Source organism: Bradyrhizobium ontarionense (assembly GCF_021088345.1).
Lineage (GTDB): Bacteria > Pseudomonadota > Alphaproteobacteria > Rhizobiales > Xanthobacteraceae > Bradyrhizobium > Bradyrhizobium ontarionense.
The window spans coordinates 563,529-576,920 of record NZ_CP088156.1; the positions used below are offsets into that span (position 1 = coordinate 563,529).

A 13,392-nucleotide genomic window follows, 5' to 3' on the forward strand; every position below is an offset into this window, starting at 1 on the left:
TGTCGCATGGACCTCTCGCTGATCATCATGCAGCTGTTTTCAGGCATCGCCCTCGGGGCGGTGCTGGTGATCACCGCGCTTGGCCTGACCATCGTGTTTGGCATGCTGGGCGTGGTCAATTTCGCCCATGGCGCTCTGTTCATGATCGGAGCCTATGCCGGGCTGTATCTGGCATCGCTGACCGGGAGCTTCTGGTGGGGGCTGCTGCTCGCACCCGTGCTGGTCGGCGCATTCGGCATGCTGATCGAGTTCGTGCTGGTCCGGCGCCTGTACGGCCGTTCGATCGATGATCCGCTGCTGCTGACCTTCGGGCTCAGCTATATCCTGGTCGAGGGCGTGCGCATCGTGTTCGGCAGCGACGGCATTCCGTTTCCGACGCCGTCGCAGCTGGTCGGCGTCGTCGATCTCGGCGTCGGCTTCTTTCCCAAATATCGTTTGTTCGTGATCGCGCTGGTTGCCGTCGTGCTGGTGGTGCTCTGGCTGATGCTGGAAAAGACCCGCGTCGGTCTCATCGTCCGCGCCGGCGCGCGCGACCCGATGATCATGCGCGTGCTCGGCGTCGACATCGGCAAGGTCTGGCTCGCGATCTTCGGCCTCGGCGTCGGCCTCGCCGCGCTCGGCGGCGTGCTGGCCGGGCCGATGCGCAGCGTCAACCCGGAGATGGGAACGCTGGTGCTCGCGGAAGCGTTCGTCGTCACCGTGATCGGCGGTCTCGGCTCGATCGTCGGCGCCGTCGTGGCCGGACTGATGGTCGGAATCTGCATCAGCATGGTGGCGCTGTTCGCGCCCGAGATGGCCACCATCGTGATGTTCGCGTTGATGGCGGCCGTGCTGCTGGTCCGGCCGCAGGGCCTGTTCGGCCTCAAGGGGAGAGCGTGATGACGGTGCAGTCGACCGACGAAGCACCGCCGCTTCCTCATGTACAACGCCTCTTCGCGGTGCTGGCCGATCACCGCGTGCTGGTCTCGATCGTCGCACTTGCGCTGCTGCCATGGCTGCTGCCGTCGAAGGCGCTCGCGGTCAACGTCCTGATCTACGGCGTCGTGGTGATGGGCTACAATCTCTTGTTCGGCTACACCGGGCTGTTGTCGTTCGGCCACGCCGCGTTTTTTGGCACCGGCGCATATCTGGCCGGCATCGCCATCGGCCGCTGGGGGCTGCCATGGTTTGCCGCCGTGCCGCTCGCGGTCGCCTGCAGCACGATTCTCGGAGCTGTGATCGGCACGATCTCGACGCGCACCCGCGGCATCTATTTCTCGATGGTGACGCTCGCGCTCGCGCAATTGGTCTATTACGTGGCGTTGCAGGCCTCGTCTTTCACCGGCGGCGAGAACGGGCTGCGCGGCTTCACGGTCGATCACATCAATCTGCTCGGTGTGCAGCTCAATTTCCTCGATCCGCTCAACAAATACTACGTCCTGATGGCTTTTGCGGCGGTCGCGATTTGGGTGCAGTCGCGCATCCTCAACTCGCCGTTCGGCGCGGTGATCGAAGCCATCCGGGAGAACGAGCAGCGCGCGCGGGCCTGCGGCTATGACGTCGAGCGCTGCAAGCTGATCGTGTTCATGCTGTCGGGCGCGATCTCTGCGATTGGCGGCTGCATGTCGGCGCTGCATCTGTCGATCGTTCCGCTCGACATCCTGCATTACCAGACCTCCGGCATGATCGTGATGATGGTGCTGCTCGGTGGCGCCCGCAGCTTCTTCGGGCCGTTCATCGGCGCCGCCAGCTTCCTGATCCTGGAGGACGTCGTCTCGCTGTGGACGCCGCATTGGCAGATCGTCGTCGGCGCCATCTTCGTCGCCTTCGTGCTGTTCCTGCCGAAGGGCATCTGGGGCACGTTCCTGGATGTGCTGCCGATCGCGAGGGAGCGGCGATGACCACCGAATTGTTGCGCGCGGACGGCATCGGCCGTCGCTTCGGCGGCTTCGTCGCGCTGGAGGACATCTCCGTCTCGTTTGTGGCCGGCCAGCTGACCTCGATCATCGGTCCGAACGGCGCCGGCAAGAGCACCTTCTTCAACATCCTGTCGGGCACGCTGCCGCCGAGCAGCGGCACGCTGCGGTTCAAGGGGCGGGATCTCAACGGCCTGCCGCAGCACCGCTTCGTGCACCAGGGCATTTCGCGCTCCTATCAGATCACCAACATCTTCCCCGACCTGTCGGTGCATGAGAACGTGCGGGTGGCGGCTCAGGCGATGCGCGTGAGCTACGACATCTGGCGCAACCGGGCTGATCTCACCGAACTCGGCGAGCGCGCCGATGCGGCGCTGGCGGCCGTTGGCCTGATCGCCAAGCGCAACGAGCTCGCGAAATTCCTCGCGCATGGCCAGCAGCGCGCGCTGGAGATCGCGATCGCGCTGGTCTCCGAGCCCGAACTGCTGCTGCTTGACGAGCCGACCGCCGGCATGGGCCCGGAAGAGACCAAGGAGATGGTCGCGCTGCTCGAGCGGCTGGCCGAGCGGCGCACCGTGCTGCTGGTCGAGCACAAGATGAAGATGGTGCTCGGCCTGAGCAAGCGAGTTTTGGTGCTGCATCACGGCCGGCTGCTCGCCGATGGTGCGCCCGAGGACATCAGGAGCAATCCCGACGTGCGCCGGGTCTATCTGGGACAGAGTGAAGGTTATGGCTGAGACCGCGTTGCTCGAGCTCGACGGCGTTCAGGCCTGGTATGGCGCGAGCCATGTCCTGCACGGCATCTCGCTGCGCGTGAACGAGGGCGAGGTGGTCGCGCTGGTCGGCCGCAACGGCGCCGGCAAGACTACGACCTTGCGCACCGTCATGGGGCTGATGCCGAAGGCCGAGGGCCGCGTGCGCTTCGCCGGCCAGGATCTGCTGCCGCTCGCCGCGCACCGGCGCTTTCACCTGGGGCTCGCCTACGTGCCGGAGGAGCGCCGCATCGTGCCCGGCCTGTCGGTGCGCGAGAACCTTCGGCTTGGGCTCGTCGCAGCGAACGCCGATATCGAGGAGCGCGCGGCGTTCGCCGAGATCGCGGAGACCTTTCCGCGCTTGCGGGAGCGGCTCGACCAGGAGGGCGTGACCTTGTCGGGCGGCGAGCAGCAGATGCTGGCGATCGCGCGGGCGTTGATCGCGAAGCCTAAAATGGTCCTGCTCGACGAGCCCTCGGAAGGCATCATGCCGGTCTTGGTCGAGGAGATGGGCGTGCTGTTCCGCCGGCTGCGCGACCAGGGCAAGACGCTGCTCTTGGTCGAGCAGAACGTCGAATGGGCGCTGCGGCTCGCCGATCGCGCCGTGATCATCGACCAGGGCGAGGTTGTGCATGAGAGCAGCGCCGCGGCGCTGCTGGCCGACAAGGACATCCAGGATCGCTATTGCGCGGTGTGAGGTTTCGTGGTTCGTCGGCATTATGACGAGCCATCTTTCTCCAGTGCTGGCAATTCCGGTAGGCGAGCGAGGCTGACGCCGGCCGCCTGATGGCGGAACATGCGGTCGATCAGTTCGGCTGCTTGTTTCGCAGCGTCCTCCGGCGCGAGCCCGCCTTGGCGGACATTCGAAATGCAGTTGCGCTCGGAATCGACGCGGCCGCGACGCGGCATCCAGGTGAGGTAAAGACCCAACGAATCCGCTGCACTCAGGCCCGGCCGCTCGCCGATCAGGATGATCGACGCCGACGCGCCGAACAGCTCACCGACGTGATCGGCGAGCGCAACGCGGCCCTGCGACGCCACGATGACCGGCGACAGTCGCCGCCCGGTTGCGGCCAGGCGCGGCATCAGCGCATCGAGCACGGGCAGGGCGTTGACCTGCACCGCGCGACTGCTCAGCCCGTCGGCCACCACCAGCACGATGTCGGCCGGCGCGCGCGGTTCGGACAGCAACGCTTCGGATACAGGCGAGAGCAGGCGGCCTTCGTCCGGGCGTTGCAGATAGATGCTGCGGTCGGGCGCGCGGCTGTGCACGGCCAGGGCGGGCCAGCCGCGAGCTGCCACATCGGCTGTGAACGCGTCCGCATCGAATGGCTTCAGCACGGCATCACGCGCCTCGGCATGCGCGGCCTGGAAGCCGAGATGGGACGACGTCGGCACGCCGGGGCCGCAACGTCCCAGCGCGATGCGCGCCTCGGTGTAGCGCGATAGCCAGGTCCAGTCGTCTAGTGACGATGTTGCGGGTGTCTTCACATCGTCCGAGTCGCTCATCGCTCGGCCTCCAGCAGTGGCAGCGCCGGCATCAGCCGGGCCGGCTCGAAGCGCAGCTCGCCCTGTGCATCGCTGATGCCGGTCGCCGCCAGCCATGCCTCGAACTCCGGCGCCGCGCGCTTGCCGAGCACCTTGCGGACGTAGAGCGCGTCATGGAACGACGTGCTCTGATAGTTCAGCATGATGTCGTCGGCGCCGGGCACGCCCATGATGTAGGTACAGCCGGCGACGCCGAGCAGGGTCAGCAGCGCATCCATGTCGTCCTGGTCGGCTTCGGCATGGTTGGTGTAGCAGACGTCGCAGCCCATCGGCAGCCCCAGCAGCTTGCCGCAGAAATGATCCTCCAGCCCGGCACGCATGATCTGCTTGCCGTCGTAGAGATATTCCGGGCCGATGAAGCCGACCACGGTGTTGACCAGCAGCGGCCGGTAGCGCCGCGCCACCGCATAGCATCGCGCCTCCAAGGTCTGCTGATCGACGCCGCAATGACCGTCCGATGACAGCTCGCTGCCCTGGCCGGTCTCGAAATACATCAGGTTGGCACCATCAGGTCCGCGCCGCAGGCTCTCGGCCGCGGCGAGCGCCTCGTCGAGCAGCGACAGCGTGATGCCGAAGCCGCGGTTGGCTTGCTCGCTGCCGGCGAGCGATTGGAAGACGAGATCGACCGGCGCACGGCGCCCGATCGCCTTCAGCGCAGTCGTGACATGCGCCAGCACGCAGGACTGGATCGGCGCGTTGGATGCGAGCCGCAAGGTCTCGATCATGTCGAGCAGCCGCATCATGGTGTCGACGTCGTCGCTCGCCGGATTGATGCCGATGGTGGCGTCGCCGACGCCATACATCAGCCCGTCCAGGATCGAGGCCGCCACGCCCTTGGGATCATCGAGCGGATGGTTGGGCTGCAGCCGCGTCGACATCCGCCCGGGCAGGCCGATGGTGCAGCGGAAGCGGGTGACGACCTCGCATTTGGCCGCGACCGTGACGAGGTCCTGCAGTCGCATGATCTTGCATACGGCCGCAACCATCTCCGGCGTCAGGCCCGGCGACACCGCAGCGAGCTTCGCCGCGTCGGTCGCATCCGACAGCAGCCATTCGCGGAAAGCGCCGACCGTGAGGCTCGCGACATCAGCGAAGGCGCTGCCGTCATGCTGGTCGACGATCAGTCGCGTGACATCGTCGCTCTCGTAGGGAATGACGACCTCGTTGAGAAAATGCCGCAGCGGCAGATCGGCGAGCGCCATCCGCGCGGCGACGCGCTCGGCCGCATCCTGTGCGGCAAGACCGGCGAGCACGTCGCCCGAGCGCAGCGGCGTCGCCTTCGCCAGCAGGGTCCTGAGGTCGTCGAAGCGAAAGGTCGTGCCGCTGAGCGTGTGTGAAAAGCCCATTCGCGTCTCTCTGTCTCTCAACTGCCGGCGACCGGGATCGTAGGCCCATCGATATCAGCGGCTGATGTCGTCATGGCAACGTCACGTCCCGCATGTGCGGGTCAGTGCCTGCAAACCACGCGCGAGCGTACGGAAGGCCGAGGCGAGCGCCTGCCCATGATGCGTGCCTTCAATATAAGCAATTGCTGATTTGCACGACATATGCGCAATCATCGTAGACGCGGTTCCACATATTTGCAAATAATCACGCAAATCCACATTCGATCGGGCGGGATCGGGCCCGCGCCGCAGCTCATGAGGAACATGACGATGTTGCAGCTGTTGAAAGGCCTCTCCGCAAGTCTCGCTCTGCTTCTGCTCGGCGCGGTGGCGCAGGCGGGGACGGTGACGGTCTATACCGCGCTGGAAGAGGACGAGATCGCCGACTATGTGAAGGCGGCCAAGACCGCGCTGCCCGACGTCGATCTCAAGGTGCTCCGGCTGTCGACCGGCGATCTCGGTGCGCGCATCATCGCCGAATCCGGCAATCCGCAGCATGACGTGATCTGGGGCTGGGCCGTCACCAACATGCTCGACCCGCGCATCACCGCGCTGCTCGAACCCTATGAGGTCAAGGGCGCCGACAAGCTGCCGGGCTCCGCCAAGGGCACTGACGCCAGCTGGTTCGCCGCGACGGGTTATGTCACGGCGTTCTGCGTCAACACCGAGGTGCTGAAGGCGAAGAATCTGCCGATGCCGACCTCGTGGAAGGATCTCACCAACCCCGTCTACAAGGGCGAGGTGGTGCTGCCGAACCCCGTCTCCTCCGGCACGGGCTACATGCAGATCGCCGGCATCCTGCAGTCGCAGGGCGAGGAAAAAGGCTGGCAGTTCCTGAAAGCCCTCGACGGCAACGTCGCCCAATACATCAAGTCCGGCTCGCGGCCCTGCAAGGCGGCGCGCGCCGGCGAATTCGCCATCGGCGGCTCGCTCGCCTTCGCCGCGATCAAGTCGATCGAAGAGGGGTTTCCGATCAAGATGGTGATCCCGACCGATGGCGCGGGCTATGAGCTCGAAGCCTCCGGGCTGATGAAGGCGGCCAAGAACAAGGCCGATGCCAAGCGCTTCCTCGACTGGACGCTGTCGCCGGAGGCAGCCGCGCTCTACACCAGCTACAAGGAGCTCGTGACCATCTCCGGCACGGCGCCGTCGAAGGCCGCGCAGACCGCGGGCTTCCCGGCCGAAATCGCCAAGACGGTCTATCCGATCGACTTTGCCCGCTCGGCCAGGGAGCGCGACGGCATCCTGAACACGTGGCAGACCAGCATCGGCCGCTGAGCTGTTGTCGTCATGACGCTCGAGCTCGACCGTCTCCACAAGACCTTCGACGATTTCGTCGCGATCGACCGCATCTCGCTCACGGTCGAGGGCAGCGAGTTCGTCTGCCTGCTTGGGCCGAGCGGCTGCGGCAAGACCACCTTGCTGCGCATCATCGCCGGTCTGCTCACCCATGACAGCGGCCGGCTGCTGCTCGATGGCAGGGATCTCAGCGCGGTGCCGGCGCGCGAGCGCGGCTTCGGCATCGTATTCCAGTCCTACTCGCTGTTCCCCAACATGACCGTCGCCGAGAACATCGGCTACGGCATGCGCATTCGCAAAGTGGATCGCGCCAGGATCGCCGCCCGCGTCGCCGAGCTGCTGGAGCTGATCAAGCTGCCTGACCTCGCCGACCGCCTGCCGTATCAGCTGTCCGGCGGCCAGCAGCAGCGCGTCGCGCTGGCGCGTGCCGTCGCGGTCGATCCACGGCTGATCCTGCTCGACGAGCCGCTGTCGGCGCTCGACGCCAAGGTGCGCGCCGATCTGCGCGTCGAGATCCGCGAACTGCAGCGTCGGCTCGGCATCCCCACCATCATGGTCACCCACGATCAGGAGGAGGCGATGATTCTCTCCGACCGGATCGTCTGCATGAACGCCGGCCGCGTCGAGCAGGTCGGCGCACCCCAGGAGCTCTATCTGCGGCCGGCGACGCGGTTTGTCGCCGACTTCATGGGCAGCAGCAATCTGCTGCCGACCGACTGGGTGCGCGAGGCGATGCCGGCGCTGATGGCCTCGCGCCCTGATGGCGCCGATGCGGAATACCTCGCCTGCCTGAGGCCTGAACACGTCCGGCTGCAATCTTCGAGCAACGGCGAGGCGCGGGTGGTGGACATCTCCTTCCTCGGTCATATCAGCCGCACCCGCGTCGCTTGGAAGGGCCGCGAGCTGATGGTCCAGACCGGTCATGTCGAGGACCTCGCGCCAGGGGCTGCCGTCGCCGTCTCGGTCGACGCCGCCGGATGCGGCTGGGTGCGCGCATGAGCATCGCTGCGGTCGACGTCGCGGAGCGGAGCGGATTTCGCTTGCGACGGGCCGGCGGCGATCGTCTGCTGGTCGCCGCCGCCGTGGCGCTGCCATGTCTCGCGCTGCTCATCTTTTTCGTCTTCCCGCTCGCCATGATGCTGTGGCGCAGCCTGGTCGCCGATGACGGCACGATCGGCTTTGCCAACTACGTCGCTCTGGTGCGCACGCCCGGCATCGTCAAGGCGACCGTCAACAGCCTCACGCTCGGGCTTGCCACGACCGCCGTGTGTCTCCTGCTTGGCTTCGTGCTGGCCTATGCGATGACCCGGACCCGCGTGCCCGGACCGCGCGTCACCGCCGCGGTGCTGGCACTGCCGATGCTGGCGCCGTCGCTGGTGCTCGGCCTCGGGCTGATCTTCCTGCTCGGCCGCAACGGCCTGATCAGCGGCATCATCGGCAAGCGCATCGACATCTACGGCTTCCCGGGCCTGCTGATCGCCGACGTGCTCTACGCGCTGCCGCAGGCGGTGCTGATCCTGAAAGCCGCGCTCGCCCATGCCGACGCCCGCTATTACGACGCCGCCGAGGTGATGGGCGCCGGGCGCTGGCGCCAGTTCTTCGACATCACCCTGCCGAACGTGAAGTTCGGTCTGCTCAGCGCCGGCTTCGTCGTGTTCACGGTCACGATCACCGATTTCGGCAACGCCGCCGTGATCGGCGGCGACTATGCGGTGCTGGCGACCGAGATCTACAACCAGGTCACCGGGCAGATGAAGTTCGGCATCGGCGCCGTGGTCGGTCTCTTGCTGCTCGCGCCGACCGGGATCGCGGTCTACATCGAGCGCGTCGCCGCGCAGCGCCAGTTCGGTGGCGGAGCCGAAGGCGCCGTGCCGCCGCAGTTGCGCTTCATCCCGGCGCGCGACGTGCCGCTGTCCATCGTCACCGGTCTCGTGACGCTGTCTGTGCTCGCCGTCATCGGCGTCGTCGTCTACGCGAGCTTCATGCGGCTGTGGCCGTACCGTCTGACCTTCACGCTCAAGCATTACGACATCACCCTGAGCGGCGGCTACGCGCCGCTGTGGACCTCGCTGCTGGTGTCGCTGATGGCCGCCGGACTCGGCACTCTGCTGCTGTTTGCGCTGGTCTATGGCATCCGCCGGCTGCCATCGCTGGCGGCCAAGATCGTCTATCTCGTCGCGGTGATGCCGGTCGGCGTGCCCGGCCTGGTGCTCGGCCTGTCCTACATCTTCGCCTTCAACATCGCGGGATCGCCGCTGTCGGTGCTCTACGGCTCGACGCTTCTCCTCGCGCTCTGCAACTTCTACCACTATCACACCCAGGGTTTCCTCACGATGGTGACCGGCATGCGCGCCGTGCCGCCGGCTTTGGAGGAGGCCGCAACTTGCCTCGGCAGCGGTGCGGGCCAGGTGCTCGCCAACGTCATCATTCCGGTGATGACGCCGACCTTGGTCTCGGTGTTCTTCTTCCTGTTCATGCGCTCGATGGTGACGTTGTCCGCGGTCATCTTCCTGGTCACGCCGTCGCTCGGCATCGCCGCGGTGTCGGTGATGCGGCTCGACGAGGCCGGCTTCGTGTCGCAGGCCGCGGCGTTCTCGACCTGCATCATGCTGGTGGTCTGCATGGCGGCGCTGGCGATGCAGCTGGCGCTGAAATGGCTCGCGGCGCGCGGCGGGCGCCGATGATGCTGCAGGAGGACCGTCATCAGCGCATCCGCGCGCTGCTCGCCACCGTCGGCCGCGCGACCACCGACCGCATCGCCACCGATCTCGGCGTCTCCCGCGAGACCGTACGCCGCGACGTGCTCGCGCTGGAAGCGCGCGGCGAGCTGCGCCGTGTCCATGGCGGCGTCGCAGCGATCGCCGAGCCCGAGCCGCCGATCACGGTTCGCGCCCGGGTGCGCCTCGCTGAGAAGACGCGCATCGCTCAGGCCGCGGCGCGTCTCGTCAGCCCCGGCCAGACGCTGTTTCTCGATGTCGGCTCGACGGTCTCGATTCTTGCGCGCGAGCTCGCGACGCTGTCTGGCTTGACCATCGTCACCAATTCCTTCGAGGTCGCCACCATCATCGGCGGGTCGTCCGGTGAGCGCAGCAATCGCGTCATCGTGCTCGGCGGCGAGCTCGGCAGCACGATGCCGGCGACGTTCGGCTCGACCACGGTCGCGGAGATCCAGCGCTGGCAGGCCGATGTCGCGCTGCTGTCGCCGGTCGGGATCGACCATCGCTATGGCGCCACCAGCTTCGACCTCGAGGAGGCGAACGTCGCCCGCGCGATGGTCGCAGCGGCGAAGCGCGTGCTGATTCTCGCCGACCACAGCAAGATCGGTCAGACCAGCCGCGTCGCCTATTGCGCACCCGACCGCATCGACAGCCTGATCACCGATGCGCGCGCCGCAGAGGATGCTGCGCTCGGCGCGTTGCGCACTGTGGTCGGGGGTGTCGTCATCGCCTGAGCTTCGGTTGCGCTTCGCAACGAGCGGGTTAAGGTCGCGCCAAGCGACCACGCAAACCGAGGGGAAGCCGACATGGCGCGCATCCGCTGTATCACCGAGATGGGCATGGGCGTCGACGTCCATGGCCGCGACGCCACTAAGGCCGCCAAGCGCGCGGTGTCGGATGCGATCCGCCATTCCAGCCTCGGCTTCTTCCGCATGGTCGGCAAGACGCCGCAGGACATGCTCGTCGACGTCACCATCGGCGTGCCGAATCCGGAGGCGGTGGACACTGCGGCTGTCGCCAAGGAACTGCCCTATGGCACGGTGACCGTGACCGCCGTGAAGGGCGGACTGGAAATTCCCGCCGAGGCCGGCAGCGACGCCATCATCATCGCCAATGCTGCTGTTCTCGTCAGCCTCGATGACGGCAAGTGACAGCCTGAGCGCAGGCATCATGCACGTGTCGTTCTGATGTGAATGTCAAACAGCAGGACAGCGAAGCGCGATCCCGCGGCGTTTGATGCGCCCGGGTGATGCTCTCAATCTGTCCCTCATCGAGAGTGAGGGCGCAGGGAAGACCGGGTATCCGCTGATACCCGCGGCCCCCGTGCGTGAAGAAGTGCACGGGGCAGGAACCACAGGCTCAGCCGGACATTCCGGCCTTCCCTGCGCAACGGTTTTCCGGCTTATACGTGCTCTCCCCGGGGACCGGCTTTGTTGCCCCCGTCGCCTGCTGATCATCATCTCAGCCGGCTTGACCTCAGCATCGGGAGGCCAGGACCACACGATTTCGCCGGCGCATCCTGCCGTTCGTCTGCACGGGACAACCATGCTGCGGCAGAACTGCGCCCATCGCATCACCGCCTCCACGTTCGTGACGATCGCGAAGCGCCCCTCATGGCGAGGCGGGACGCGGTGACTGTCTCATGATTTTCGGAAAAACGAAAGCAGAATTTTTGCCTGTTGGGACCGGGGGCGGTGAACGCATTGAGACCATTGCCGGAAAAATGCTTCTCGCGCGATCGTGCGCGCGGGTCCTCCGCGTTACGGACCCCTGTGTCACGGCACTTCGAACGTGAGCCGCCCGACGGCACGTCGTCCGGCGATCACGGATGCCACCTTCGTTGCTCGACCATTTCGGCCTTATGGTTCGAGGCGCGCCGCCCGTCACCATGGGGATATCAGATTGCACTCCGAGTTCAGCCCTCATCCTGAGGGCCCGCTGCCAGCGGGCGTCTCGAAGGTCGGTTGCAGCGGAGCATATGCCCGTGGCGAGAGAGGTGCGGGCACATCTTCTCTCCAGTGGACAGGTGCGTCGTTGATGCGCTTGATGCCGCGCGAGCGGGATCGAACATGGTAAGATCGTCGTCCACGAGAGGAAGGCTCATGGGACAACCTCGCCAGGAAACCGCCCCCAGCGCACGCTTCGACGTTGCGAGTCTGCGCGAGCGGGCCGGCGACAAGGCGTTCACGCGCGGCGAAAGCTATTTTCGCGACGGCGAGGTCGAGATCCTGTCGGTGGAGCCCGCACGCGTGCTGGCGCGGGTCGCCGGTACCGAAGATTATCGCGCGGAGCTGAAGGGCGGCGGAAAGACGTTCCTCGGTCATTGCTCCTGTCGCGCCTTTGCGGATTGGGGCTTCTGCAAGCACTTGGTCGCGGTCGGGCTGGCGGCCAACGCCGCGGGCGACGGCGAGATGGCAGAGTCCGACGCCACGTCGCGGATCCGCGCTCATCTGAAATCCCGCGGGGTCGATGCGCTCGTCGACATGATCGTGCAGATCGCCGAGAACGACGTGAACCTGTTCCAGCGATTGTCGCTGGCCGCGACGGCGTTTGAAGGCAGCGACGCGGTCGTCGAGCGGAAACTCGGCAAGGCCATCGACGGTACGATCCGCGTGCGAGGATTCGTCGACTATTCCGAGGCCGGCAACTGGGCCAGCGGTGTCGACGACGTGTTGGAGACGATCGAGGCGCTGGTGCCCGCCGGACGAGGCGCGCTCGCGCTCAAGCTCGTCGAGCGGGCGATCGATCGCATCATGCAGGCGCTGCCGCATGTCGACGATTCCGATGGTGAGGGCAGCGATCTGCTCGGGCGTGCGGCCGGGATCCATCTGTCGGCTGCGGAGCAGTCGCGGCCCGAACCGGTCCAGTTTGCGAAGCATCTGTTCGCGCGGGAGATGGCGGAGGAGGTTGCTTGTCTGGGCGGTGCGCTCGACACCTATGCCGCTGTGCTGGGCGAGCCGGGCCTTGCCGCATACCGTGCCGCGGCCGAGCGGGCCTGGCGCAAGCTGCCGGCGCTGACGCCGCGATCGCGCGAGCAGCCGGCGAACTATTCGCAGCTGATGGAGATCATGGATTTCTTCGCCGCGCGCGACGGTGACCTCGACGCGCGCATTGCGCTGCGTGCGAGGGATCTCTCGACGCCGCACAGCTATCGTCGTCTCGCCGAATTCTGTCTCGCCAGTGGCCGCAAGGACCTGGCTCTGCGCTATGCGGAGGAAGGGCTTTGGACGTTCGAGGATGATGATCGGCAGGACGATCGGCTGGTCCGCTTTGTCGTCGATCTTCTGTTGCAGGATGGCCGCAAGGCCGACGCGGAGGCGCACCTCTGGCGCGTGTTCGGCAAGGACCCGGACCTGGGCCTCTATGAACTGCTCTGCAAGGTCGGTGGCGAGACCGTCAAGCAGCGCGCGATCCGGGTTCTGGAGGAGCTCGCAGCCAAGCCTTTGCCTGGGGTTCGGATCGCGCGGGCGCCCAATCTCCTCGTCAAGGTTCTGTTGACCGAAGGCCTGTTCGACCGGGCCTGGGCCATTGCGAGCCGTTTCCCGCTGGCGCGCGATCTGGAGGAGGAGCTTGCCCGGGCGACCGAGAAGACACATCCTGCGCAGGTGCTCGCTATGTATCAGCGGTGGGCCGAGCAGTTGGCGAATAGTGGAGACAATCTTGGTTATGAGAAGGCTGCCGAGCTGATCCGGCGCATGGCCACGCTGCGGCCGGCCAAGGAGCACGTGACGTATGTGCTCGAGTTCAAAGTGCGCCATGGGCGCAAGCGCAACCTGATGAAGCTGCTGGGATGAGA

General features: G+C 66.3%; 12 protein-coding genes. 10 read left to right on the forward strand and 2 right to left on the reverse strand.

The window, feature by feature from the left end; genetic code table 11:
- Positions 1–6: 6 nt before the first annotated feature.
- The 4 genes from LQG66_RS02315 to LQG66_RS02330 are packed head-to-tail and all read left to right on the forward strand — an operon-like array spanning position 7 to position 3,344.
- Positions 7–879: a branched-chain amino acid ABC transporter permease gene (locus LQG66_RS02315; protein WP_231322993.1), complete on the forward strand. Its 873-nt coding sequence runs from the start codon at positions 7–9 to the stop codon at positions 877–879.
- Entirely contained in the window at positions 879–1,880 is a 1,002-nt protein-coding gene (locus LQG66_RS02320) for a branched-chain amino acid ABC transporter permease (RefSeq protein ID WP_231322995.1), read from the forward strand. The genes LQG66_RS02315 and LQG66_RS02320 overlap by 1 nt, the downstream gene beginning before the upstream one ends.
- Entirely contained in the window at positions 1,877–2,632 is a 756-nt protein-coding gene (locus LQG66_RS02325; RefSeq protein WP_231322997.1) for an ABC transporter ATP-binding protein, read from the forward strand. The genes LQG66_RS02320 and LQG66_RS02325 overlap by 4 nt, the downstream gene beginning before the upstream one ends.
- On the forward strand, positions 2,625–3,344 hold the full coding sequence (locus tag LQG66_RS02330; RefSeq protein WP_231322999.1) for an ABC transporter ATP-binding protein: 720 nt from the start codon (positions 2,625–2,627) through the stop codon (positions 3,342–3,344). Before LQG66_RS02325 ends, LQG66_RS02330 begins: the two co-directional genes overlap by 8 nt.
- Before the next feature lie 20 nt (positions 3,345–3,364).
- Here the strand turns inward: LQG66_RS02330 and eutC are convergent, their stop codons facing one another.
- Both eutC and LQG66_RS02340 read right to left on the reverse strand, forming a co-directional pair.
- Positions 3,365–4,156 (reverse strand): ethanolamine ammonia-lyase subunit EutC, encoded by a 792-nt coding sequence (gene eutC / locus LQG66_RS02335; RefSeq protein ID WP_231323001.1) that lies wholly within the window; start codon positions 4,154–4,156, stop codon positions 3,365–3,367.
- On the reverse strand, positions 4,153–5,541 hold the full coding sequence (locus tag LQG66_RS02340) for an ethanolamine ammonia-lyase subunit EutB (RefSeq protein ID WP_231323003.1): 1,389 nt from the start codon (positions 5,539–5,541) through the stop codon (positions 4,153–4,155). Before LQG66_RS02340 ends, eutC begins: the two co-directional genes overlap by 4 nt.
- Positions 5,542–5,850: 309 nt before the next feature.
- Between LQG66_RS02340 and LQG66_RS02345 the strand changes: the two genes are divergently transcribed.
- The 6 genes from LQG66_RS02345 (at position 5,851) to LQG66_RS02370 (ending at position 13,390) form a co-directional block, all read left to right on the forward strand.
- On the forward strand, positions 5,851–6,858 hold the full coding sequence (locus LQG66_RS02345; RefSeq protein WP_231323005.1) for an ABC transporter substrate-binding protein: 1,008 nt from the start codon (positions 5,851–5,853) through the stop codon (positions 6,856–6,858).
- A gap of 12 nt (positions 6,859–6,870) precedes the next feature.
- Positions 6,871–7,878 (forward strand): ABC transporter ATP-binding protein, encoded by a 1,008-nt coding sequence (locus LQG66_RS02350; RefSeq protein ID WP_231323007.1) that lies wholly within the window; start codon positions 6,871–6,873, stop codon positions 7,876–7,878.
- Entirely contained in the window at positions 7,875–9,563 is a 1,689-nt protein-coding gene (locus LQG66_RS02355; protein ID WP_231323009.1) for an ABC transporter permease subunit, read from the forward strand. Before LQG66_RS02350 ends, LQG66_RS02355 begins: the two co-directional genes overlap by 4 nt.
- Complete coding sequence (locus LQG66_RS02360) at positions 9,560–10,330, forward strand: DeoR/GlpR family DNA-binding transcription regulator (RefSeq protein ID WP_231323011.1); 771 nt, start codon at positions 9,560–9,562, stop codon at positions 10,328–10,330. The genes LQG66_RS02355 and LQG66_RS02360 overlap by 4 nt, the downstream gene beginning before the upstream one ends.
- Before the next feature lie 72 nt (positions 10,331–10,402).
- Positions 10,403–10,747 carry a Lin0512 family protein gene (locus LQG66_RS02365; protein WP_231323013.1) on the forward strand — a complete coding sequence of 115 codons (345 nt, stop codon included), beginning with the start codon at positions 10,403–10,405 and terminating at the stop codon, positions 10,745–10,747.
- Positions 10,748–11,698: 951 nt separating this feature from the next.
- Positions 11,699–13,390 (forward strand): SWIM zinc finger family protein, encoded by a 1,692-nt coding sequence (locus tag LQG66_RS02370; RefSeq protein ID WP_231323016.1) that lies wholly within the window; start codon positions 11,699–11,701, stop codon positions 13,388–13,390.
- Positions 13,391–13,392: the final 2 nt, after the last annotated feature.